The following is a 22,474-nucleotide window of genomic DNA, read 5'->3' on the forward strand; positions in this document are numbered from 1 at the left end:
CTCAAGCAATGAAGCATTTAATTGACATTGCAGACTTAAGCCGTCAAGAGATTGTTGGCCTGATGGATGAGGCCGACCGCTTCCGTGAGGCGCTTGATGGCCGCGAGATCAAGAAACTGCCTACGCTCCGCGGACGCACCATTTTCACCTTGTTCTACGAGAACTCCACACGCACTAGGTCTTCATTTGAAACTGCCGGCAAGTGGATGAGCGCGGATGTGATTAACGTCTCGGCTGCTAGCTCGAGTGTGAAGAAGGGGGAGTCGCTGAAAGACACGGCGTCCACGATCGCTTCGATCGGCGCAGATGCCGTTGTCATGCGCCATCCGTCATCGGGTGCGCCGAACCTGCTACGCAAGTGGCTGCCGGAGACTTCCATCATCAACGCGGGCGACGGTCAGCACCAGCACCCGACACAGGCACTGTTGGACGCGGTGACCATGCGCCAACACATTGGTGACGTGCAGGGCAAGAAGGTTCTGATCGTCGGCGATATCTTGCACTCGCGCGTGGCCCGCTCCAACGTGGACTTGCTGTCCACCCTGGGAGCTGAGGTGGTGCTGGTCGCACCGCCGACGTTGCTGCCCATGGGCGTTGAGCATTGGTCGGCGCGTGTCTCCTATGACTTTGACGCGGAGGTTGCCCAAGGGGCGGATGTGGTGATGATGCTGCGCGTCCAGGCTGAGCGCATGGACGGCGGCTTTTTCCCCACGCACCGTGAGTACGCCACACTGTTCGGCCTGTCGGCTCAGCGTGCGGACCAGCTGGGGCCGGAAACCCTGATCATGCATCCCGGCCCGATGCTGCGAGGCATGGAAATCAACTTCGATGTGGCTGATCGCGACAACACTGTGGTGCTTAACCAGGTCTCTAACGGTGTCTACACCCGCATGGCGGTGCTGTTTACCCTGTTGAGCTCGGGGGAGGACGCGTTGGAAGGAAAGGTGAAGTAATTGAGTACCACCGCATTGACCACCGCATTGACTAACGTTCGCCCGTACGGTGAGGACGCCACCACGGTGCTGATCCGCGACGGTGTGATTGCGCAGGTCGGACCGGACGTTGACGTCAGCGACGTCGATGAGGTGCTGGACTGCGACGGCCTAGTCTTGTTGCCGGGCCTGGTAGATATGCACGTGCACCTGCGTGAGCCGGGCCGTGAAGATACCGAAACTATTGCCACTGGTTCGGACGCCGCGGCGAAGGGTGGGTTTACCGCCGTGTTCACCATGGCGAACACTAACCCCGTGATTGACCAGCCGTTTATCGCGGACGGTGTCTGGGACAAGGGACAGGCGTACGGCAAGTGTGACGTCTACCCGGTGGGCTCTATTTCCAAGAACCTGGAGGGCAAAGAGCTCACTGAGATTGGTCTGATGAGCCGCGGGCACGTCCGCATGTTTTCTGACGACGGTCGTTGCGTCAATGACCCGCAGCTGATGCGCCGCGCGATTGAGTACGCCAAGGCGTATGACGTGGTGTTGGCGCAGCACGCTGAGGATCACCGCATGACCGTCCACAGCGTTGCCCATGAAGGTGAGCAAGCTGCGCGTCTGGGTCTGACTGGCTGGCCGCGTGTTGCGGAGGAATCCGTTGTTGCACGTGACCTGATCATGACCCGTGACTACGGCGGGCGCTACCACCTGTGCCACGCCTCTACTGCTGGCACGGTTGAGCTGCTGCGCTGGGCGAAGGCGCAGGGGATTGAGATCACCGCCGAGGTGACGCCGCATCACCTGCTGCTCACTGATGAGCTGCTCGCTACTTATGACGGCAACTACCGCGTCAACCCGCCGCTTCGTGAGCACGAGGATGCGGTGGCGCTTCGCGATGCGTTGCTTGAGGGCATCGTGGATGTTGTGGCCACGGATCACGCTCCGCATGGGTCTGAAGATAAATGCGTGGAGTTTGACCACGCGAAGCCGGGCATGCTTGGCCTTGAGACGTCGCTGGCGGCAATCCACCAAGTATTCGTTGAGTCTGGTCTGGCGGATTGGCGTTTTGTGGCCAAGGTGATGAGTGAGCGCCCGGCAGAGATTCTGCGTCTGGAGGACCAGGGGCGCCCGATCGCTGTGGGGGAGCCAGCGAACCTGACACTTGTGAACCCGAATGACCCCTGGACTGCTCGTGGCGCCGATATGGCGTCGAAGGCTTCGAATACTCCCTATGAGGGCATGGAATTTTCCGCCCGCGTTGTTGCCACTTGGCTGCGCGGCACGCCGACCTACACCAACATTTAAGGAACCGATTATGAACGCACGTAAGAAGGCAGAGCTTTTGCTTGCCGACGGCACGTCTTTCCCCGGATACCTCTTCGGCGCAACACCCACCGCAGAGATCTCTGGCGCCGCCACTGTAACCACGAACATGTTCGCCTATCAGCGCGAAATGACTGATCCGGCCCGCAAGGGGCAGGTGCTCATCTTCGCTGCACCGCAGGTTGGCAACGCTGGTTGGAACGATGAGGACATAGCCAACCCAGAAGGCCGCATCACCGTTGGGACCGTAGTGGTGAGGGATCTCACCACCCGAGTTTCTAACTTCCGCTCGGTGCGCTCCTTGGAGGAAGAGATGACCGCGCAAGGCATGAGCGGTATCTACGGGGTGGACACCCGCAAACTGGTCCGACACCTGTCTCAGATGGGCAACGAAAGCGTTGTCGCCACCCTCGTAGTCAAGGAGGAAAACTAAATGAAGCGCGATGATCTCAAGCATGTGATGGTGATCGGTTCTGGCCCGATCGTCATTGGTCAGGCCTGTGAGTTTGACTACTCGGGTACCCAGGCGTGCCGCGTGCTCAAGGATGAGGGCCTGCGTGTAACGCTGGTTAACTCCAACCCGGCGACGATTATGACGGACCCGGAGTTTGCGGACCACACCTATGTGGAGCCGATCGAACCGGCGTACATTGACAAGATTTTGGCGCGCGAGGCAGAAGCCGGACACAAGGTTGACGCAATTTTGCCAACGTTGGGTGGCCAGACTGCACTGAACACCGCGATCAAACTGGATCGCATGGGTATTTTGGCCAAGCACGGTGTGGAGCTGATTGGTGCTGACATCGATGCGATTGAGCGTGGTGAGGACCGCCAGAAGTTCAAGGACATCGTGCAAAAGATCGGCGGCGAGTCCGCTCGTTCCCGCGTTTGCTACACCATGGAAGAAGTCGAAGAGACCGTAGCCGAGCTCGGTTTTCCCTGTGTGGTGCGCCCGTCGTTCACCATGGGTGGATTGGGCTCTGGCCTGGCCTACGACATGGATGACCTGCACCGTATCGCCGGTGATGGTTTGACCGCCAGCCCTGAGGCGAATGTGCTGATCGAGGAGTCCATTCTTGGTTGGAAGGAAATCGAGCTGGAGCTGATCCGCGATAAGGCGGATAACTGCATTACCATCGCCACGATTGAGAACGTCGATGCCATGGGTGTACACACCGGCGATAGCGTGACGGTGGCTCCGGCGTTGACGCTTACGGAACCCGAGGTCACCCGCCTGATTGAGCAGGGTAAGGCCATCATCCGTGAGGTTGGTGTGAAAACGGGTGGTTGCAACATCCAGTTCGCCATCAACCCGAAGGATGGCCGTTTGATCACAATCGAGATGAACCCGCGCGTGTCGCGCTCCTCGGCGCTTGCGTCCAAGGCAACGGGCTACCCGATTGCAAAAGTGGCAACCCTTCTGGCCATTGGCTACACGTTGGATGAAATCTCTAACGACATGACCGGTGGGGCGATTACGGCGCTTGAAGAGCCGACGCTGGACTACATCATTGTCAAGATGCCGCGCTTTGCCTTTGAGAAGTTCCCGGGCTCTGATGAGACGTTGGGTACCTCCATGAAGGCCGTGGGTGAGGCCATGGGTATTGGCCGCAACTACATCCAGGGCCTGAATAAGGTCATGCGTTCCATGGAGGACAAGCCCAACGGTTTCTGGACTCGTCCGGATGAGTATTTTGCAGGCGAGCGCGCAACTGATGTTGCCGCGGTGCTGGAAGATCTGAAGGTACCGACGGACAAGCGCATTTACGACGCTGAGCTGGCGCTGCGTTTGGGTGCGACCGCCGATGAGGTCTACGCCGCATCCGGTATTGACCCGTGGTTCTTGGGAGAGATGGAAACCCTGATTGATTTCCGCAAGGACCTTGAGTCTGCGCCTGTGTTGGATGCGGATCTTCTGCGTAAGGCGAAGGCCTTCGGTCTTTCAGACGCACAGATTGCTGTTCTTCGCCCGGAACTTGCGGGGGAGGACGGTGTGCGTTCCCTGCGTTGGTCGTTGAACATCCACCCGGTATTTAAGACGGTTGATACCTGCGCCGGTATGCACGAAGCAAAGGTGCCGTACCTGTACTCCGCATATGAGCTGGATCCGGATGCGGAATCTGAGGTCGTTGCTTCTTCCGCTTCCTCAGCTTCTGCTTCGAGCGATGGCGAGAAGCAGAAGGTTATCATCCTCGGCTCCGGTCCGAACCGAATTGGCCAGGGCATTGAGTTTGACTACTCCTGTGTGCACGCAGCGCTGGAGCTGTCGCGCGTTGGCTACGAGACGGTCATGGTCAACTGCAACCCGGAGACCGTTTCCACTGACTACGACACCGCAGACCGTCTGTACTTCGAGCCGCTGACTTTTGAAGACGTGATGGAGATCTACCGCGCTGAGGCTGCCTGCGGCACCGTCGCGGGTGTGATTGTCCAGCTTGGTGGACAGACTCCGCTGGGTCTTGCACAGAAGCTTGCAGACGCTGGCGTGCCCGTCGTTGGCACCACCCCTGAGGCCATCGACTCTGCTGAGGACCGTGGTGAGTTTGGCAAGGTGCTTGAGGCGGCTAACCTACCTGCCCCGGCATACGGCACGGCGACCTCCTTTGCGGAGGCACGCGAGGTTGCTAACAACATCGGCTACCCCGTGCTGGTGCGCCCGTCCTACGTATTGGGCGGTCGTGGCATGGAGATTGTGTACGACGAGGTGTCGTTGCACGACTACATTGACCGCGCCACGGAGCTGTCCCCGGATCACCCGGTCCTGGTGGACCGCTTCTTGGACTCCGCCATTGAAATTGACGTAGATGTGCTCTCTGACGGCACCGAGGTCTACCTGGGTGGCGTGATGGAACACATCGAGGAGGCCGGTATCCACTCCGGTGACTCGGCGTGTGCGCTGCCGCCGATGACGCTTGGCCCAGATGACATTGCCAATGTGCGTCGTTCCGCTGAGGCGCTTGCCCACGGCATTGGCGTAAAGGGCTTGATGAACGTGCAGTTCGCGCTGAAAGACGACATCCTCTACGTCATCGAAGCGAACCCGCGTGCGTCGCGTACCGTGCCGTTCGTGTCTAAGGCGACGGGCGTGCACCTGGCGAAGGCAGCAGCCCGCGTGATGCTGGGGGCAACCATTGCACAGCTGCGCGAGGAGGGCCTGATCCCGTCGAATTACGACGGTGGTTCGTTGCCGCTGGAGCACCCGATCGCCGTGAAGGAAGCAGTGCTGCCGTTTAGCCGCTTCCGTACGCCTGAAGGCGCAGTTCTGGACACCATCCTGGGCCCAGAGATGAAATCTACCGGCGAGGTTATGGGCTTGGCTCCATCCTTCGGTGTGGCATACGCCAAGGCGGAATCCGCAGCCTTTGGTGCGCTACCGGTTGAGGGCACGGTGTTCGTCTCCGTAGCTAACCGCGACAAGCGCACCTTGATCTTCCCAATCCAGCGGCTGTCCACTATGGGGTTTCGCGTTTTGGCTACGGAGGGTACGGCGCAGATGCTGCGTCGCAACGGTATCGAGTGCGAGACCGTTCTGAAGGCCTCCGAGGTCCGCGGCGGCGCTGAGGGTAAGTCTGTGGTGGATCGCATCACCGACGGCGAGATTGACCTGGTGCTCAACACCCCGGCCGGCTCCGCTGGTGCGCGCCATGACGGCTACGACATCCGCGCAGCCGCCGTAGCGGCGGGCGTGCCGATCATGACCACTGTGCAGGGCGTAACCGCCGCCGTCCAGGGCATTGAGGCGCTGCGCGCCAAGGAGATCACGGTGATGAGCTTGCAGGAGCTCGACCATAAGGTTGGCAATGGGGTTCGGTAACCGTCTCGTAGAGGCAGGTCGCACGCATGGGCGCCTGTGCGTCGGCATTGACCCCCATGCAGCGCTGCTTGAGCAGTGGGGACTTGCAAACACTGTCGACGGCTTGCGTACCTTCGCCATGACGTGTGTGGAAGCCTTCGGCGGCCACGTAGCGGCGATCAAGCCCCAGGTGGCGTTCTTTGAGCGTTTCGGTGCACAGGGCTTTGCCGTGCTGGAGGAAACCCTTGCAGCGACGCGTGAGCTTGGGACGATCACAATTGCAGACGCCAAACGCGGAGACATTGGGTCCACCATGGCCGGCTACGCCGCCGCATGGCTGGAACCCGGCGCACCCCTGGAGGCAGACGCAATGACATTGACGCCCTACCTCGGAGTGGAATCGCTTGCCCCAGCGATTGAGCTTGCCCAGCAACATGGCAAAGGCGTGTTCGTGATGTCAGCAAACTCCAACCCTGAGGCCGAGCGGTTCCAGACCTCCACATTGAACAGTGGGGTGACCGTTGCGCAGTTCATGGTTGATGAGTGCGCGAAGTTCAACGCGGATGCCGCTTCCCGTGGGCAAGTGGGGGATGTGGGTGTGGTGGTTGGCGCGACCGTGGATAAGCCTCCAGCCCTTGCATCCCTCAATGCTCCGGTGCTGATGCCAGGTGTGGGTGCGCAAGGAGCAAGCTTTGCGGACGTTGACCGCATTGCCGGTACGCGTGCACACCTGGTGTTTCCTAACGTTTCGCGCTCTGTGTTGCGTCATGGGCCGAAAGTCGATGACCTGCGCAATCAGGCCGTCGAGCTGGGGAAACGCACTAATTAGGAGGGGCAATTCACTACCAGGGAGAATCCCTGGTAGTTTATTGGCGTCGATGCGTTGACATGGCTAAATGCGCTAAACCGCAAACCCAAGTCAATACGGCAGCACGTGATGCAGTGCTACACTAGACCGAAGCTGGCGAGTTGCAACGATGCAATTACCCAACCTGGGTATAGAGTGCTTCTCGGCAATAACGCTGAGGACAGTTGAGCAACTGTACCAGTTGAAACTACGAATAAAATTTTGGAGGACCCATGGCACTTCCCGAGTTGACCCCGGAGCAGCGCAAGGCAGCCCTTGAGAAGGCTGCAGAGGCACGTAAGGCACGTGCAGAGCTGAAGGCTTCCCTCAAGCGTGGCGAGATCACCCTGAAGGACGTCCTGGACAAGGCTGACACCGACGAGATTATTGGCAAGACCAAGGTCTCCGCACTGCTCGAGGCTATGCCGAAGGTGGGCAAGGTCAAGGCTCGCGAGATCATGGAGGAACTGGAGATCGCTCAGACCCGCCGCCTGCGTGGTCTTGGTGACCGTCAGCGTCGCGCTCTGCTCGAGCGTTTCGGCTTCGACGCGTAAGAGAATTACGCACCCGTGGATACCGTGAAGAATGATGCAGCGCGTGGCCGGCTGATTGTTCTGGCTGGCCCGTCCGCAGTGGGCAAATCCACTGTGGTTCAGCGCCTTGTTACGGATGTGCCGAATCTGTACTTTTCGGTATCCATGACCACGCGTGCCCCACGCCCCGGTGAGGTCGACGGCAGGGATTATTTCTTCGTCTCTCCGACTGACTTCCAGGAGCGCATCGATGCCGGTGAAATGCTGGAGTGGGCCGACATTCATGGCGGTTTGCAGCGTTCCGGTACGCCGGCTGGCCCTGTGCGTGAAGCACTGGAGGCTGGGCGACCGGTGTTGACTGAAGTCGACCTGGTTGGCGCGCGTGAGATTAAGCGGTTGATGCCTGAGGCGAAGACAGTGTTCCTTGCACCCCCTTCGTGGGAAGTGCTGGTGGAGCGTCTGACTGGTCGTGGGACTGAGACTGAGGACGTGATTAAGCGTCGACTAGAAACCGCCCGAGGCGAACTTGATGCCCAGCATGAGTTTGACTCCATTGTGGTCAACGACGATGTTGACCGGGCAGTTGCCGCCATTGCGGCCCTTTTGACTGATACAACAAATGAGTAGGTGTTGAGTTGAGCAACGTCACTGATGAGCTGTCGACCACGGCCGCCGCGTCTGCGGAGCGTGTGTACGACGAACCGGAGGGCATCACGGCTCCTCCGATCGATGAGCTGCTGACCAAGGTTTCGTCGAAGTACGCATTGGTCATCTTTGCGGCCAAGCGTGCTCGCCAGATCAACAGCTTCTACCAGAACTCTGATGAGGGTGTGTTCGAGTTCATCGGCCCCCTGGTCAACCCGGAGCCAGGTGAGAAGCCGCTTTCCATCGCACTGCGTGAGATCCAGGCGGGTCTTCTGGAGCACGAAGAGGGCAACTAAGCTTTCGCACACAAGGTTCTGTAGCCGCGCACTTCGCCATATGCTGGCAGGTGTGCGGTTTTTGCGTTGCGTAGACTTTGAGCCTATGAGCAAAAGCAACGTAGTGATCGGTATTGCTGGTGGCATCGCGGCCTACAAGGCAGTCGGGCTGATTCGAGAGTTCACGGAGACTGGGGACAACGTGAAGGTGGTGCCGACACAGAACGCGCTACGCTTTGTGGGTGCCGCAACGCTTGAGGCGCTGTCTGGAAACCCTGTTGACACTGAGGTGTTTAGCCGCGTAGATGAGGTCCAGCACGTTCGCATTGGTCAGGAGGCTGGCCTGATTGTCATTGCTCCCGCAACGGCTGACTTGATTGCGCGCCTAGCTGCGGGGCGTGCTGATGATCTGTTGACTTCGACGGTGCTGGTAGCAACGTGTCCCGTTGTGTTGGCGCCTGCGATGCACACGGAGATGTGGCTTAACCCGGCCACACAGGAGAATGTGGCAACGCTGCGTCGCCGAGGGGTGACGGTGTTGGAGCCGGCACACGGCAGGCTAACTGGTAAGGACACTGGCCCAGGGCGGATGCTGGAGCCTGTGCAGATTGCGCAGCTTGCGCGCACGGTGTTAGCAACCGGCCCGATTACGCGCAGCCTGGAGGGCAAGCGCGTACTGATTAGTGCCGGCGGTACGCAGGAGAATATTGACCCGGTGCGTTTCATTGGTAACCGTTCCTCGGGCAAGCAGGGCTTTGCGCTTGCAGACGTTGCGGTGCACCGCGGAGCCGACGTCACCATTATTGCTGCCAATACTGATGCGTTGGATACGCCTGCCGGTGCCGAGGTTGTGCGCGTGCGTTCAACTAGAGAGCTGGAGGAAGCCATGAACGAACACGCTGCGCAGGCGGACGTGGTGATCATGGCCGCCGCCGTTGCTGATTATCGCCCGGAGCAGGAAGCGACGAGCAAGCTGAAGAAGGGCCAAGCCGATGACTCGCTGTCCACGCTGCACTTGGTGGAAAATCCCGATGTGCTGCGTGGGCTGGTTGAGCGCCGCCAGGCGGGCGAGACGGACGCTGTCATTGTTGGATTTGCCGCTGAGACCGATAACCCATTGGAGTTTGGGCGTGCGAAGCTCAAGCGCAAGGGTGCGGATCTGCTGATGGTCAATGCGGTCACGGGCGGCAAAGTGTTCGGTGAGTCCCACAATGAGGGTTGGATTCTTGGCGCTGATGGCTCACAAACCGAAGTGGCGCAGGGCTCAAAGCACGAGGTGGCGGTAGCAATTTGGAATGCGATTGAGGCCTACTGAAATTAATGGACCGCCCAGCTTTGCCAACTTAGACCGCTTGGTCTAGTGTGTTGGGCATGTCTGAACAGCACGAGGGAACGTTCCACCGCCTCTTCACCAGTGAGTCCGTGACTGAAGGCCACCCCGATAAGATCTGCGACTCTATCTCGGATGCCATCTTGGATGACATGCTTGCCCAAGACCCGAAGTCGCGCGTAGCGGTTGAAACCCTCGTGACCACCGGACAGGTCCACGTGGTGGGAGAGGTGCGAACCAGCGCCTATTCCAACATTGCCAAGATTGTGCGTGACCGCCTGGTGGAGATCGGCTTTACTTCCTCTGAGGTTGGCTTTGACGGACACACCTGTGGTGTCAATGTTGCAATTGGTGATCAGTCGGAGGAAATCTCCGCGGGAGTGACCACGTCCCAGGAGGTGCGTGAGCACGCCTCCAAGGAGGAGCTTGCGCAGTCCGGTGCAGGCGACCAAGGCCTGATGTTTGGCTACGCAACGGATGAAACTCCGGAGTATATGCCGCTGCCAATCGCTACGGCACACCACTTGAGCCGCCGCCTGGCTCAGGTGCGCCACAAAGGCATTGTGAGCGGGCTTCGCCCGGACGGTAAGACTCAGGTCACCTTTGCTTATGACGGGGAGACCCCGGTGCACTTGGATACCGTGGTGATTTCCACCCAGCACGACCCGGACTTCACTGGCGATGAGCTTGCCGCGGCAATGCGTAAACACGTGCTTGAGTGGGTAGTTGAAGACGCTGATCTGGGCGCCTTCTACAACGAAGACACGAAGCTTTTGGTTAACCCGTCCGGATCTTTCGTCCTGGGTGGCCCGATGGGTGATGCGGGATTGACTGGCCGCAAGATCATTGTGGATACCTATGGCGGCATGGCTCGTCACGGTGGCGGCGCGTTTTCCGGCAAAGATCCCTCAAAGGTGGACCGCTCCGCGGCTTATGCCATGCGCTGGGTTGCAAAGAACATTGTCGCCGCAGGCTTGGCCAAGCGCGTTGAGGTCCAGGTGGCCTACGCTATTGGCCGCGCGAACCCGGTGGGCTTGTACGTGGAAACCTTTGGTACGGCGGTTGACGGACAGAGCAGTGAGTCCATTCAACAGGCTGTACAGAAGGTCTTTGACCTGCGCCCAGATGCGATCATTCAGGAGCTCGACCTGCTTCGCCCGATCTACGCTCAGACGGCAACCTATGGCCACTTTGGACGTACGGATATTGACCTCCCGTGGGAGCGCCTAGACAAGGTTGAGGAGCTCAAGCGCGCAGCGGGAATCTAGGACTCCTGCTCCTCCCACTTCGCTTTTTCGGCGTCGGACTTCTTCTTGTTGCGTAACGCGACGACGCCGATGACAATGCCGATGAGTACGGGGACCCAGATTTTCGAGTACTCCAAAAGCCAAGCCACCCAGTAGGGCAGGTCCGGCAGGTCCGGCAAGGCAATATTCGGCGTTGGCAACCTCACCTGTGGAAGCTGTGGTACTGGCAAGTCAACGTGGGGTAGCCGGATCTGCGGCAGGGTGAAGTCCGGCAGATCAATATCTGGCAGGTGCTGCGCAATCCAAGCAAGAAAACGCCCGATGACAGGCGGAAGCAGCAACACAGCCAGCGCCCAACCACCTTTTCCGATGCCCTGTGCGATGGGGAAGAAGGTGCGCTTGATGTTGCTGGATTCCATAGCTTGGCGGCGGCGCGCGCCCCGCGATCCTTCCGGCGGATCAAACTCCACTACGGTTTTGCCCTCGCGGTAATCCACCTCCAGCAGTTCTTTGAATATGTTGAAAGTGAGGTTGAGATGCGGTTTCGCGCGGTCAACGCCGAAGTGCGTCATTATTTTCAGTGCATCTTTAGGGCCTTGGCCGAATAGAGGGATTCGCCCGGAATCTAGCTCCTCGTACTGTGTTTGCACCTCACCGTTAACGCGGACTTCCAGCCGCGTCGGCGGCCTGCCAAATCCCGCACGCAGTCGTTCTGCCACGCTGCCGTTTGCGGGTATGTGCTTGATCAATTCGGGATGCTCGACGAATCGCTCTGGCAGCTCACCTGGCCACGAGGGGTCGGTTTCCAAAAACTCGGTATCGTAGCCTATACGCACTTCGATCAGGCCGTGTTCGGGATGGTTGAGGCTCCAGGTTTCCACAGGTGTCCTTTCCTGGCTACTTTTGGCGCTACTTTTTGGCGCCAGCGCTTACGCGGCCACCGATCACGCCACCGAGCCAGCTGCACAGTCCAGCGATGACAACGCAACCAATGCCATACACAAAGGTTCCCTCGTTGAGGTAGAGCACCTTGGCAAGCCAAAAGCCAACCCCGCACAGTAAGGGGATGGAATACGTGGGGCGGAACAACGTGGCGTCGATAAGCGAAACAAGCCCTGCAGTGCCAAAGAGAAACGCAATCATGGCCGCGGGCGCGCTGCTGCCGGCAGCAGGAATGAGCGCGAGTGGAACCACGATATACGCTGCAAGAAGGAGATACGGCATGGCTTTAAGCCAGCCGCGGCGTGTTTGTTCCTCAGTTTCAGCCATGCGTCACAGTCTATTGGGCACTCTACGGGTGCTGCGAGTACACGCGACCCGCCTGGGGCGAAGTAATCATCTGGTCCAGCGAGACAGGGCGCAGCCCCTTGGCGCGCAGGCCATCAATCACGCACGGCACTGCGTCCACTGTGGGGCCGTGGATGTCATGCATCAACACCACAGAGCCTGGGCGCGAATTCTGCACGGCAACCGCGCACGTCTTGGTCGCGTTGCGGTGCTTCCAGTCAAGCGTGTCTACGTTCCACAGCGCGACAGCCATGCCGCGGCTTTGAGCCGCAGCGGTCACGCGCGCGTCATACTCGCCGTAGGGTGGGCGCAACCATCGAGGGGATTGGCCAGTGGTGTCGTTGATGGCCGCATTTGCCCGGTCGAGCTGGTGGTTGATGCCGTTGTGAGATAAACGTGGCAGCTCGCGGTGGTCCGCGGTGTGGTTGCCAATGGTGTGGCCGCCATTGCGGATGCGTTGCATGGTTGCTGGATATTTGCGGGCGTTGTTACCCATCACGAAAAAGGACGCTTTGACGTTCTTCTTATCCAGGATGTCCAGCAGTCGCTCGGTCTCGGGGGCTGGGCCGTCATCAAAGGTCAACGCCACGCAATTGGCACAGGAATCCGGCGCAGGTTTCGGCTCCTGGGTGCTTTCACGTTCCGGTTCCGCAGGGGGCACTGGGTACGAAGGCAGAGCTGGTTCGTACGGGCGAAGCTCGTTCGGAATCGCATTGCGTACCTGTGGGGGTAGGGCGTTGAAGCCTTGCCGCCATGCGTTGTTAACCGCCTGTGAACTGCGCACACCTAAATCGCTCGCCCCAGAGGACAGGGCATCGAACGAGGAGGCCGAAGCCTGGATCTCAGCGGTAGGTACAACAAGGGCCAGGCAGCACAATGCAGCCGCAACGGCGCGCGAAACACGATTCATCTTTAGGGCAAACTCATAGGGATAACTAACGATTTCTATCGCTCACGAGTATGCGCCTGCAACCTACTGATAGCCAATCGGAGGCAGTGCTTGAGATTCATTAGAATTTCACAGCATGTCACAAAACCAAGCCGTCTCCCAGCCCGTGGTTCGGGTGTTGCCGCTGCTTGGTTTGGCGCACCTGGACAGGGAATTTGATTACCTGGTTTCTGAGGCTGATTCGGCGTCCGTGCGCCCGGGAGTCAAGGTGCGCATCCGCTTCGCCGGCCGCCTGGTGGATGCGCTGGTGTTGGAACGTGCCTCCACCTCCACACATGAGGGCAAGTTGCGGTTCATCGAGCGGGTCATCTCTCCGGAGGTAGTGGCTCCCAGGGAGCTTCGTTTGCTTATCGACGCCCTTGCCAACCGCTACGGCGCCACCCGCTCGGACCTCTACCGTGCTGCGATCCCGGCGCGCCACGCGAAGGCCGAGGAGACGGATACCTCCACACCGTGGCCGGAGTTGGGACAGGCGCAGGAGCCGGATTTGTCGGCGTGGAGTGCCTATGAGTTCGGTGAGTCCTTTGTGGATGCGGTGTTGGGCGGCGCGGTGGCGCGTGCCGCCTGGCAGGTGGCGCCGGGGGATGATTGGGCGGCAGCTGTTGCGGCGCTTGTGGTGAAGGTGGCGCTTGAGGGTTTCTCTGCGCTGGTGGTGGTGCCGGATCAGCGTGATGTGGACTTGGTTGAGGCGGCGTTGCGGGAGTTAGTGTCGGCGAAGCAGGTGACAACGCTGACGGCGTCCCAAGGCCCGCAGGCGCGCTACTCGCGGTATCTGTCTGTTATCCATGGGCAGGCGCGGATTGTAGTGGGCACGCGTTCGGCGGCATTTGCGCCGATGCAGAATTTGCGGCTGATGGTGGTGATGTTTGACGGGGATGATTCGCTGGTTGATCCCCGCGAGCCCTATTTTCATGCGCGTGAGGTGTTGACAACGCGCTCGGGGATCGAGCATGCGTCATTGATCATTGGCGGGCATACTCGTACCGCGGAGACGCAGCTGTTGGTGGAGAGCGGTTGGATGCACAGCCTGGTGGCTCCCCGTGAGGCGTTGCGTGCGCGGATGCCACGTATTCATGCAGCGGGCGATTCTGATTTTGAGCTGGAGCGCGACCCGCGTGCACGCCAGGCGCGACTGCCGTCGGTGGCCTTTCAAGCCGCGGCACGGGCGTTGGAGCGCGACCAGCCGGTGCTGTTCCAGGTGCCGCGCACGGGGTATATCCAAACGTTGGCGTGTGGCACGTGTCGCACACCGTCGAGGTGCCGTTGGTGTATGGGCCCGCTTGGATTGCCGTCGAGTGGTGAGGCAGCGGCGCCGACATGTCGCTGGTGTGGGCGAATAGATGCGCAGCATGTGTGCCCGTCGTGCGGATCGCGCAAGGTGCGTGCCGTGGTGGTGGGTACGGAACGCACTGCCGAAGAGTTGGGACGCGCATTTGCCAAGTACCGGGTGGTCACCTCCTGGGGCGAGAAGGTGCGCGACACTGTGCCAGACAAGGCGGCGATTGTGGTGGCTACGCCTGGCGCGGAGCCGCGCGCAGGTTACGGTGCTGCGGTGTTGCTGGATACGTGGGCCCTGTTGCAGCGCCCGGATCTGCGCGCTGTGGAGGATGCGTTTGCTCGCTGGGCTGCGGCTGCCACCCTTGTGCGCCACGAAGGGGAAGTGGTGGTGGTTGCAGATCCCGCCCTGCCTGCGGTGCAGCACCTGATCCGCTGGGATATGCCTGGGTTTGCTGCCCTTGAGCTTGCGCAGCGTCGCGACGCCCGCTTCCCGCCCGCAGTGCACATTGCGCTTGTCGACGCCCCGCGGGCCGCCCTCGACGACTTCTTCAACAATCTGGACCTGCCCGCCCATGCCGAGTTGCTTGGGCCCGTGGACCTGCCGCCTGGCGAGCATTTGCCGGGCGAGTGGGACGTTGCCCAGTTTGGGCCAGCGCAGCGGATGCTGGTGCGCGCGCCGCTGGCTGGGCGAAACGCGTTGGGGATCGCGCTTCGCGCAGGTTTGGTGAGCCGTGGTGCCCGCCGGGCGGACCTGCCGTTGAGGGTGCAGGTCAATCCGATCAACATCGGATAAGTTGAAGCGCATGGTACACCGCCCTGTTCGTTTGTTGGGAGACCCCGTGCTATCAGACCCCGCGCTATCAGTCGCTGCGTCCAGCACGAGAGCGATCACCTAGACGGGGTACTGTTCCTTACACGTATGCAACCGGCAGTATGCGCGGCCGCAATGGCTGAGATTCGCGCCGCTGAATGGTCATAAAAGCAGGTTAGAGAAAGAGAAAGGCAAGAGATGCGCTTGGTATTTGCCGGCACGCCGGAGCCTGCGGTGGAGTCGTTGAGGCAGCTGATCGAATCGCAGCACGAGGTGGTTGCGGTGCTCACCCGACCGGATGCGAGGAAAGGCCGTGGCCGCACGCTGCACCCCTCGCCGGTCAAAGAGCTCGCACTGGAACATGGCATTGAGGTGCTTACCCCGGTCACGCTGAAGGACAACGAAGAGATCCGCCAGCGTTTGCGCGAGCTTGCACCTGACTGCATCCCGGTTGTGGCCTACGGCAACCTGATTCCAGAGGACATGCTGGACATCGCTCAGCACGGCTGGGTGAACCTGCACTTTTCGCTTCTGCCGCAGTGGCGTGGCGCAGCACCCGTACAGCACTCGATTTTAGGCGGTGAGACAGAAACGGGGGCGACGGTTTTCCGTATCGACCAGGGCTTGGACACCGGCGAAATCCTCAACGTGCTACCGGATGAGATTGCGTCGGACGATACGTCTGACGCGCTGCTTGCTCGCCTTGCACGCCGCGGCGCCGCAACTTTGGTGGAGACTATGGACGGGCTTGAAAACGGCACGATTACTCCGCGTCCTCAAAAGGGCGAGGCCAGCTACGCCGCCAAGATCATGGTGGATGATGCGCGTATCAACTGGGCGCACACCGCTGAGGAGATCGATCGCGCTATCCGCGCCTACACGTCTGCGCCCGGTGCGTGGACCACGCTCGGTGGGCAGCGGGTCAAGGTGGAGCCGGTAGTGCCTTCAGATACGGACTCGCTGGCACCGGGGGAGGTTGCGGCTACCAAGAAGGAGGTACGCGTAGGCACTGGCACTGCGGACCTAATATTGACGCGCATCCAGCCTCCAGGAAAGAAAATGATGAACGCGGCTGACTGGGCGCGCGGTCTTCGCGCAGATGAGCAGGTGGTGTTCGAGTGAGCGGCGGATTTCGCTCCCGTGCTGCGGGGCGCAGGCAGGAGCCGAAGCGGCCTACTGGGTTTGCAGAGCAACAAAAGCAGCAAAAATTGCAGCGTCAACAGAAACAGCAACAGCAACAGAAACAGGAGCCGAGTCCGGAAGGCACTGGTAGGCAGCGCTACAGCGTGAAATCCCGCCCAGCGTCTATCGGTGATGCGCCGCGTGAAGCAGCGTTTGAAACGGTGTTGCGCGTGACCCGTGACGGCGCATTTGCCAACCTCACGCTGCCCGGCCTGCTGCGTGAGCGCAAGATTACTGGCCGCGACGCCGCCTTTGCCACGGAGCTGACCTACGGCACCCTACGCACCATGGGTGTGTTGGATGCGGTCATTGGTGCGAACTCCTCGCGCCCACTCGATCAGATTAACCCTGAGGTGTTGGCAGCGCTTCGCCTTGGCGCCTACCAGGTGCTCTACACACGCGTGGAAAACCACGCGGCGGTGGATACCTCGGTTCGCCTGGTGGAGGCCGCGAACCAGGAGAAAGCGAAGGGCTTTGCCAACGGTGTGCTGCGCTCCATCACCCGCACTCCGGTTCAGGAGTGGCTGGCCAAGTTTGACCGCAACCATGCGCATCCGGAGTGGATTGTAAAAAGCTTTGAAGCCGCGTTGGGGGAGGCGGCCGATACTGAGCTGGACGCTGCGCTGAAGGCGGATTCGGAGCGCCCAATCGTGCACCTAGTTGCGCGCCCAGGCGAGATCACCGCTGAAGAATTGGCGCTGACCACCGGCGGAAGCCAGGGCAAGTACTCGCCGTACGCCGTCTACTTGGAAGAGGGTGACCCGGGCCAGCTGCAGGAGGTCCGCGACGGTCTTGCGGGTGTGCAGGACGAAGGCTCGCAACTCATCGCCCGCGCGCTGGCGGAAGTGCCTGTGGACAACGATCAAGGCCGCTGGCTTGATTTGTGTGCAGGCCCGGGCGGCAAAGCGGCGCTGACCGGCGCGATTGCCGCGATTGACGGTGCGCACGTTGACGCAATCGAGGTCGCCCCTCACCGCGCTGAGCTGATTCGCAAGGCGGTTGGCAACCTGCCGGTGACGGTGAAAGTTGCAGATGGTCGCGACCCGGGGCTGGAAGCCGGCAGCTATGACCGGGTACTGGTCGATGCCCCGTGTTCGGGCCTTGGTGCGCTACGTCGTCGCCCGGAAGCCCGTTGGGTGAAAGCGGAAGACGATATCGCCGAGCTGAACACCCTGCAGGCTGAACTGTTGGCGTCTGCGGTTAATCTGGCGAAGCCGGGTGGTGTGATTGTGTACTCCACGTGCAGTCCGGATGTGAGAGAGACGCGGGGGATCGTCGATAAGCAAAAGGCTCTTGGCAAAGTGGAGGAGCTCGATGCTCGCCCGTACGCCATGGACAATGTCGGCGAGGGCCCGAGCGTGCAGATGTGGCCGCACCGACACGGCACCGATGCCATGTTTTTCGCGGTGTTGCGCAAGCTACCCTAGAACCATGATTTACATTGCACCGTCAATTCTGGCGGCAGACTATGCGGCGCTTGGTGAAGACGTACGGAAGGTGGCCAACGCCGACCTGATCCACGTTGACATCATGGACGGCCACTTTGTTCCTAACCTTTCGTTCGGCCCAGACGTGACCAAGGCCGTCAATGGTGTGACGGCGCAGTTTTTGGATATGCACCTGATGATCGAGCAACCGGAGCGTTGGTTTGAAACCTATGCTGCGGCTGGTGGCGACCGGATGGTGTTCCACGTTGAGGCTGTGGATGACCACGTTGCAGCTGCACGTCTGTGCAAGGAGCTCGGCGTGCAGTCTGGTTTTGCCATTAAGCCGGGCACTCCGGTTGAGCCGTACCTGGATAGCCTTGAGCACTTCGATGAAGTCATGGTGATGAGCGTGGAGCCCGGTTTTGGCGGGCAAAAGTTCATGCCAGAGGTGCTGACGAAGGTGATGACGTTGCGTGACGCCATCGCGCAGCAGGGGCTGGACACCATCATTGGTATTGACGGCGGTATTTCCGGCGAGACCATCGCCCAAGCCGCTGCTGCCGGTGTGGATGCGTTTGTGGCTGGTAGCGCGGTTTTTGGTGCGGAGAACCCGGCGGAGGCTGTGAGGCGTTTGCGTGAGCTTGCACGTGAGGCTCGTGAATCCTGAGCGACTGACGGAAGGTATCATCGCGGCAATCCAGGCTGGTGAGTCCGTCCGCGGCACTACCTCGCCCAATCCTCCGGTGGGCTGCATGCTTATCGACGCCTCCGGCAACGCCATCGCCCACGGCGCCACGCAACCCGCAGGCGGCGCACATGCGGAGGCGGTTGCGCTGCGTAAAGCAGGCGAACGGGCACGCGGCGCAACGGCGATTGTGACCTTAGAGCCGTGCAACCACACAGGACGTACCGGCCCGTGTGCACAGGCGCTGGTTGACGCGGGCATTGCTGAGGTGGTCTACCTCGTGGCGGACCCGAACCCGATTGCCGCAGGCGGTGCGCAGTTCTTGCGTGAGCACGGCGTGAGCGTTTCCCACATGCCGACTCCGGTTGAGGCACTTGAGCCATGGCTGACGGCCACGCGCCTGGGCAGGCCAGCAGTGACGTGGAAGTATGCAGCCACCGCGGACGGATTTACCGCTGCCGCAGACGGCACGAGCCAGTGGATCACCGCTCAGGAAGCTCGTGAGTTTGCGCACGAAGACCGAGCGACGCGGGATGCGATCATCGTGGGCAGCGGCACGGCGCTTGCAGATCAGCCGAAGCTGACCGCCCGCACGCCCGATGGCACGCTCTATGACCATCAGCCACGCCGCGTGGTGGTTGGTTCGCGGGCGGCCGCCGGCGAGATCCAGGGAGATTACGAGTGCTATGCCACCCCGCAGGAAGCCCTGCAGGCGCTGTGGAATAGCGGCGCGCGCGACGTGTTGCTAGAAGGTGGGGCCAGCCTAGCCCACAGCTTCCTTGCAGCCGACTTAGTGGACACGGTGCAAGCCTACATTGCGCCGATGTTTCTTGGTGCCGGCCGGGGAGTGTTGGCAGGTCCGGTTGCGGAAACGCTGGCGGATGCCCGCCGCTTTGCCCCGGTTCGCACCATGTTGTTAGGCAAAGACGTAATTTTTGAGATGAAAAGGCAGGCGTAGATCGAATGTTTACGGGTTTGGTGGAGGAGCGCGGTCGTGTCGACAAGCTTGAGCAGCTTGAAGATGCGGTGCGGATTCACATCCACGCCCCGCTAGTGACCGCTGACGCGCGCCCAGGCGACTCGATCGCTGTGGACGGGGTGTGTCTGACGGTCGTGGACCTGGTAGAGGCCACGTTTAGCGCAGACGTGATGCGTGAGAGCCTTGAACGTTCCCGCATTGGCAGCTACCAGGAGGGTTCGGTTGTAAACCTGGAGCGTGCGCTTTTGGCTACCCAGCGTTTGGGTGGCCACATTGTGCAGGGACATGTAGACGGTACAACGCAGCTGATCAGCCGCACACCCTCTGAGCACTGGGAGGTGTTCCGTTTCGGGCTGCCGGAGGCATTGGCACACTATGTGGTGGAGAAAGGCTCCATTGCGGTCAACGGTACATCGCTGACTGTTTCCGCTGTTGGCGCTGAGTGGTTCGAGGTCAGTCTCATCCCAACCACGCTGCGCGAGACCACAGCCGGGGAGCTAGAGCTAGGCGAAACGGTCAACCTAGAAGTTGACATCGTGGCCAAGTACGTTGAGAAAATGGTGCGGAACTAAGGTTGGCCAGTATGAATGCGCCCGTCAGGTTGGATAGTGTCGAGGATGCCATTGCTGCGATTGCCCGCGGTGAGGCTGTGGTGGTTGTAGATGATGAGGACCGTGAGAACGAGGGAGACCTCATCTTCGCCGCCGAGCGTGCAACTCCCGAGCTTGTTGCGTTTATGGTGCGTTATTCCTCCGGCTACATTTGTGTGGCCATGGAGGATGAGCGTGCACGTGAGCTCGATTTGCCGCCGATGGTTGCGCAGAATGAGGATGCACGTCAGACCGCGTACGCCGTGACTGTGGATGCCGCTACTGGCACTACGGGTATTTCTGCCCGGTCGCGTGCGGAGACGATCACCCGGTTGGCCGATGCGTCGTTCGGGCCCCAAGATTTCACTCGCCCCGGTCACGTAGTGCCGTTGCGTGCGCGTAAGCATGGCGTGCTTGCACGTGACGGCCACACGGAGGCGGCGGTGGACCTTGCCCGCCTGGCAGGCCTTTCGCCCGTGGGGGCGTTGTGCGAGATCGTTTCCGAGGATGAGCCGACTGAGATGGCGCGTGCGGATGAGCTGCGGCGTTTCGCTGATACTCACGGCCTGGTCATGATTTCGATTGAGCAGTTGATTGCTTTTCGACGCCGCACGCAACCCCTTATCACCCGCACCGCCGAAACTCGCTTGCCTACGGAGTTCGGCGAGTTCCGTGCCTACGGTTACCGCAGCGATGTGGACGGGATTGAGCACGTAGCGTTAGTTGTGGGAGACGTGTCCGGGGCAGATGGGGAGCCGGTCTTGGTGCGCGTGCATTCGGAGTGCCTGACCGGTGATGTGTTTGCCTCGAAGCGTTGTGACTGTGGCCCGCAACTCCACGAGTCCATGCGCCGCGTTCAGGAAGCTGGGCGCGGTGTGGTGGTCTACGTTCGCGGACACGAGGGCCGTGGCATCGGGCTTTCCGCCAAACTGAACGCCTACCACCTGCAGGACCAGGGGCTTGACACTGTTGATGCGAACTTGGAGCAGGGGTTGCCTGTGGACGCGCGCGAGTACTCGGTTGCCGGTCACATCCTGGCAGACCTTGGCGTGGCCTCGCTGACAGTGCTGTCAAACAACCCGGACAAGGTCGCAGCACTCAGCGGCTACGGGCCTGAAGTGCGCGGTAGGGCCAGCATTGAGGTAGTCCCTTCGCACGACAACATCGCCTACCTGCGCACCAAACGCGACCGCATGGGGCACGATTTGCAGGCCGTAGGCGAGTGGTTGGCCCAGCACCCAGGTGGCGCCAACTAGGGTCGGTGGCGTGCGCGTGGTGTACACGTGGCGTCGATAAGCTAAGCGAGAAAGCAAGCTGAAAGGCAAAAAGGAGCACGAAGATGGCTGTAACCGGAGCCCCCGAGGCGTACCAGTTACGCGCTGAGGGGTTGACCCTGGCCGTTGTGGCGACGCGATGGAACGCACGCGTGGTCGAGCAGATGACCGAACGCGCGCTAGACACTGCGCGCGAACGCGGAGTGAAAACAGACCTGTACTTGGTGGACGGTGCCCTTGAGCTGCCAGTTGTCGTGCAGGCGTGCGCCAAGCGTTATGACGCGGTGGTGGCCCTCGGCTGCGTTATCCGCGGCGAAACCGCGCACTTCCAGTACGTGTGCGACTCCGTCACCGAAGGCCTGACCCGCATCGCGCTGGATGAGGAAACGCCGATTGGTAACGGCGTGCTTACCGTCGAGGAAGAAGACCAGGCGTACGAGCGTGCCGGCGGGGAAGACGCCAAGGAAGACAAGGGCGCAGCTGCAGTGCAGGCGGCGCTTAGCGCGGCCGTTGAGCTGCGCAAGGTTCGCTCCTTGCCGCTGAAAGGATAGGATCAAGCGCGTGAATACCCGGGGATTAGACGAAAAAGAACTGGCCTACCTCACAGCACTGGACCCAAACGCTGTCACCAGTACCAAGCCGTGGGAATTTGAGACGAAGTCCCCGTACTTAAAACGCGTGGCCGTGATCTGGATCCTGATTGTGATGGCAGTGCACATCTTCATGGCGGCCGTTGTGGATGTGCAGTTCACCGGTGTGACGCTCACCTGGCTGGACAAATTCGCGTTTGTGGGTGTCGGTTTGGTGATCTCGGTGATGTCTTGGATCGCCCTGAACCGTCCGCGCGTTCGCGCCAATGAAGATGGCGTGCAGGTGATCAACATTGTGGGCACCCGCTTTTACCCATGGGCATTGGTGTACGGATTGAGTTTTCCTAAAGGCAAGCGCATGGCACGCCTTGAGCTGCCGGATTTTGAATACGTTCCCCTGTGGGCAATTCAGGCTGGCGACAAGGAACGTGCGCTGGCTGCGGTGGATGGTTTCCGCGAGCTGGAAGCCAAGTACATGCCAAAGGATTAACGGG

General features: G+C 60.6%; 22 protein-coding genes and 1 pseudogene. 20 read left to right on the forward strand and 3 right to left on the reverse strand.

The annotated features are described in order from the left end of the window. Positions 1 to 8: 8 nt before the first annotated feature. From HMPREF3101_RS01740 to metK, 10 genes are all read left to right on the forward strand, one after another. Positions 9 to 953 carry an aspartate carbamoyltransferase catalytic subunit gene (locus HMPREF3101_RS01740; RefSeq protein WP_070462197.1) on the forward strand — a complete coding sequence of 315 codons (945 nt, stop codon included), beginning with the start codon at positions 9 to 11 and terminating at the stop codon, positions 951 to 953. Next, complete coding sequence (locus HMPREF3101_RS01745; RefSeq protein ID WP_070462198.1) at positions 954 to 2,240, forward strand: dihydroorotase; 1,287 nt, start codon at positions 954 to 956, stop codon at positions 2,238 to 2,240. Between the two features lie 10 nt (positions 2,241 to 2,250). Beyond that, on the forward strand, positions 2,251 to 2,691 hold the full coding sequence (locus tag HMPREF3101_RS01750; protein WP_070462199.1) for a carbamoyl-phosphate synthase domain-containing protein: 441 nt from the start codon (positions 2,251 to 2,253) through the stop codon (positions 2,689 to 2,691). Beyond that, positions 2,692 to 6,072: a carbamoyl-phosphate synthase large subunit gene (gene carB / locus HMPREF3101_RS01755; protein ID WP_070462200.1), complete on the forward strand. Its 3,381-nt coding sequence runs from the start codon at positions 2,692 to 2,694 to the stop codon at positions 6,070 to 6,072. Beyond that, entirely contained in the window at positions 6,059 to 6,880 is an 822-nt protein-coding gene (pyrF, locus tag HMPREF3101_RS01760) for an orotidine-5'-phosphate decarboxylase (RefSeq protein ID WP_070462201.1), read from the forward strand. The genes carB and pyrF overlap by 14 nt, the downstream gene beginning before the upstream one ends. 251 nt (positions 6,881 to 7,131) lie before the next feature. Continuing rightward, entirely contained in the window at positions 7,132 to 7,452 is a 321-nt protein-coding gene (gene mihF, locus HMPREF3101_RS01765; RefSeq protein WP_070462202.1) for an integration host factor, actinobacterial type, read from the forward strand. Between the two features lie 24 nt (positions 7,453 to 7,476). Then, positions 7,477 to 8,058, forward strand: a complete 582-nt coding sequence (gmk, locus tag HMPREF3101_RS01770; protein WP_070462351.1) for a guanylate kinase — start codon at positions 7,477 to 7,479, stop codon at positions 8,056 to 8,058. A gap of 8 nt (positions 8,059 to 8,066) precedes the next feature. Then, entirely contained in the window at positions 8,067 to 8,372 is a 306-nt protein-coding gene (rpoZ, locus tag HMPREF3101_RS01775) for a DNA-directed RNA polymerase subunit omega (RefSeq protein WP_052204135.1), read from the forward strand. A gap of 85 nt (positions 8,373 to 8,457) precedes the next feature. Next, complete coding sequence (gene coaBC, locus HMPREF3101_RS01780) at positions 8,458 to 9,666, forward strand: bifunctional phosphopantothenoylcysteine decarboxylase/phosphopantothenate--cysteine ligase CoaBC (RefSeq protein WP_070462352.1); 1,209 nt, start codon at positions 8,458 to 8,460, stop codon at positions 9,664 to 9,666. Between the two features lie 56 nt (positions 9,667 to 9,722). Further along, positions 9,723 to 10,949 (forward strand): methionine adenosyltransferase, encoded by a 1,227-nt coding sequence (metK, locus tag HMPREF3101_RS01785; protein ID WP_070462203.1) that lies wholly within the window; start codon positions 9,723 to 9,725, stop codon positions 10,947 to 10,949. Here metK and HMPREF3101_RS01790 read toward each other — a convergent pair. The 3 genes from HMPREF3101_RS01790 to HMPREF3101_RS01800 are packed head-to-tail and all read right to left on the reverse strand — an operon-like array spanning position 10,946 to position 13,125. Then, a complete protein-coding gene (locus HMPREF3101_RS01790; protein WP_070462204.1) occupies positions 10,946 to 11,809 on the reverse strand; it encodes a hypothetical protein in 864 nt (287 codons plus the stop codon). The genes metK and HMPREF3101_RS01790 overlap by 4 nt on opposite strands. Before the next feature lie 28 nt (positions 11,810 to 11,837). Beyond that, on the reverse strand, positions 11,838 to 12,197 hold the full coding sequence (locus tag HMPREF3101_RS01795; RefSeq protein WP_070462205.1) for a hypothetical protein: 360 nt from the start codon (positions 12,195 to 12,197) through the stop codon (positions 11,838 to 11,840). A 22-nt stretch (positions 12,198 to 12,219) separates the two neighbouring features. Further along, positions 12,220 to 13,125, reverse strand: coding sequence for a polysaccharide deacetylase family protein (locus tag HMPREF3101_RS01800; RefSeq protein WP_070462206.1), 906 nt, complete (start codon positions 13,123 to 13,125; stop codon positions 12,220 to 12,222). A 115-nt stretch (positions 13,126 to 13,240) separates the two neighbouring features. Between HMPREF3101_RS01800 and HMPREF3101_RS01805 the strand changes: the two genes are divergently transcribed. The 10 genes and pseudogenes from HMPREF3101_RS01805 to HMPREF3101_RS01845 all read left to right on the forward strand — a co-directional run bounded on the left by HMPREF3101_RS01805 (position 13,241) and on the right by HMPREF3101_RS01845 (position 22,470). Then, a complete protein-coding gene (locus tag HMPREF3101_RS01805; RefSeq protein ID WP_070462207.1) occupies positions 13,241 to 15,235 on the forward strand; it encodes a primosomal protein N' in 1,995 nt (664 codons plus the stop codon). 66 nt (positions 15,236 to 15,301) lie between these two features. After that, a pseudogene (locus HMPREF3101_RS11845) lies at positions 15,302 to 15,421 on the forward strand (peptide deformylase); the annotation flags it as partial. A gap of 30 nt (positions 15,422 to 15,451) precedes the next feature. Next, positions 15,452 to 16,375, forward strand: coding sequence for a methionyl-tRNA formyltransferase (gene fmt / locus HMPREF3101_RS01810; protein ID WP_070462208.1), 924 nt, complete (start codon positions 15,452 to 15,454; stop codon positions 16,373 to 16,375). Continuing rightward, the gene (locus HMPREF3101_RS01815) at positions 16,372 to 17,862 is read left to right on the forward strand and encodes an RsmB/NOP family class I SAM-dependent RNA methyltransferase (protein WP_070462209.1); all 1,491 of its coding nucleotides are present in this window, start codon (positions 16,372 to 16,374) and stop codon (positions 17,860 to 17,862) included. The genes fmt and HMPREF3101_RS01815 overlap by 4 nt, the downstream gene beginning before the upstream one ends. Before the next feature lie 4 nt (positions 17,863 to 17,866). After that, positions 17,867 to 18,529, forward strand: a complete 663-nt coding sequence (gene rpe / locus HMPREF3101_RS01820) for a ribulose-phosphate 3-epimerase (RefSeq protein ID WP_070462210.1) — start codon at positions 17,867 to 17,869, stop codon at positions 18,527 to 18,529. Continuing rightward, positions 18,498 to 19,505 carry a bifunctional diaminohydroxyphosphoribosylaminopyrimidine deaminase/5-amino-6-(5-phosphoribosylamino)uracil reductase RibD gene (gene ribD / locus HMPREF3101_RS01825; RefSeq protein WP_246816603.1) on the forward strand — a complete coding sequence of 336 codons (1,008 nt, stop codon included), beginning with the start codon at positions 18,498 to 18,500 and terminating at the stop codon, positions 19,503 to 19,505. The genes rpe and ribD overlap by 32 nt, the downstream gene beginning before the upstream one ends. A 5-nt stretch (positions 19,506 to 19,510) precedes the next feature. Continuing rightward, the gene (locus HMPREF3101_RS01830; RefSeq protein WP_070462211.1) at positions 19,511 to 20,098 is read left to right on the forward strand and encodes a riboflavin synthase; all 588 of its coding nucleotides are present in this window, start codon (positions 19,511 to 19,513) and stop codon (positions 20,096 to 20,098) included. 11 nt (positions 20,099 to 20,109) lie between these two features. Next, positions 20,110 to 21,372 (forward strand): bifunctional 3,4-dihydroxy-2-butanone-4-phosphate synthase/GTP cyclohydrolase II, encoded by a 1,263-nt coding sequence (locus tag HMPREF3101_RS01835; protein ID WP_070462212.1) that lies wholly within the window; start codon positions 20,110 to 20,112, stop codon positions 21,370 to 21,372. 83 nt (positions 21,373 to 21,455) lie between these two features. Beyond that, a complete protein-coding gene (gene ribH / locus HMPREF3101_RS01840; RefSeq protein WP_070462213.1) occupies positions 21,456 to 21,941 on the forward strand; it encodes a 6,7-dimethyl-8-ribityllumazine synthase in 486 nt (161 codons plus the stop codon). A gap of 10 nt (positions 21,942 to 21,951) precedes the next feature. Then, positions 21,952 to 22,470, forward strand: coding sequence for a PH domain-containing protein (locus HMPREF3101_RS01845; protein WP_371327058.1), 519 nt, complete (start codon positions 21,952 to 21,954; stop codon positions 22,468 to 22,470). Positions 22,471 to 22,474 lie beyond the last annotated feature (4 nt).

This window comes from Corynebacterium sp. HMSC29G08 (assembly GCF_001806875.1).
Classification (GTDB): Bacteria; Actinomycetota; Actinomycetes; order Mycobacteriales; family Mycobacteriaceae; genus Corynebacterium.

Bases quoted from the DNA above. Each gene is read 5' to 3' on its own strand.
- rpe (WP_070462210.1), top strand. From the start codon at position 17,867: ATGATTTACATTGCACCGTCAATTCTGGCGGCAGACTATGCGGCGCTT.
- ribH (WP_070462213.1), top strand. From the start codon at position 21,456: ATGGCTGTAACCGGAGCCCCCGAGGCGTACCAGTTACGCGCTGAGGGG.
- HMPREF3101_RS01800 (WP_070462206.1), bottom strand. From the start codon at position 13,125: ATGAATCGTGTTTCGCGCGCCGTTGCGGCTGCATTGTGCTGCCTGGCC.
- coaBC (WP_070462352.1), top strand. From the start codon at position 8,458: ATGAGCAAAAGCAACGTAGTGATCGGTATTGCTGGTGGCATCGCGGCC.
- mihF (WP_070462202.1), top strand. From the start codon at position 7,132: ATGGCACTTCCCGAGTTGACCCCGGAGCAGCGCAAGGCAGCCCTTGAG.
- HMPREF3101_RS01805 (WP_070462207.1), top strand. From the start codon at position 13,241: ATGTCACAAAACCAAGCCGTCTCCCAGCCCGTGGTTCGGGTGTTGCCG.
- HMPREF3101_RS01830 (WP_070462211.1), top strand. From the start codon at position 19,511: ATGTTTACGGGTTTGGTGGAGGAGCGCGGTCGTGTCGACAAGCTTGAG.
- HMPREF3101_RS01795 (WP_070462205.1), bottom strand. From the start codon at position 12,197: ATGGCTGAAACTGAGGAACAAACACGCCGCGGCTGGCTTAAAGCCATG.
- fmt (WP_070462208.1), top strand. From the start codon at position 15,452: ATGCGCTTGGTATTTGCCGGCACGCCGGAGCCTGCGGTGGAGTCGTTG.
- metK (WP_070462203.1), top strand. From the start codon at position 9,723: ATGTCTGAACAGCACGAGGGAACGTTCCACCGCCTCTTCACCAGTGAG.
- pyrF (WP_070462201.1), top strand. From the start codon at position 6,059: ATGGGGTTCGGTAACCGTCTCGTAGAGGCAGGTCGCACGCATGGGCGC.
- HMPREF3101_RS01835 (WP_070462212.1), top strand. From the start codon at position 20,110: ATGAATGCGCCCGTCAGGTTGGATAGTGTCGAGGATGCCATTGCTGCG.
- carB (WP_070462200.1), top strand. From the start codon at position 2,692: ATGAAGCGCGATGATCTCAAGCATGTGATGGTGATCGGTTCTGGCCCG.
- HMPREF3101_RS01740 (WP_070462197.1), top strand. From the start codon at position 9: ATGAAGCATTTAATTGACATTGCAGACTTAAGCCGTCAAGAGATTGTT.
- HMPREF3101_RS01750 (WP_070462199.1), top strand. From the start codon at position 2,251: ATGAACGCACGTAAGAAGGCAGAGCTTTTGCTTGCCGACGGCACGTCT.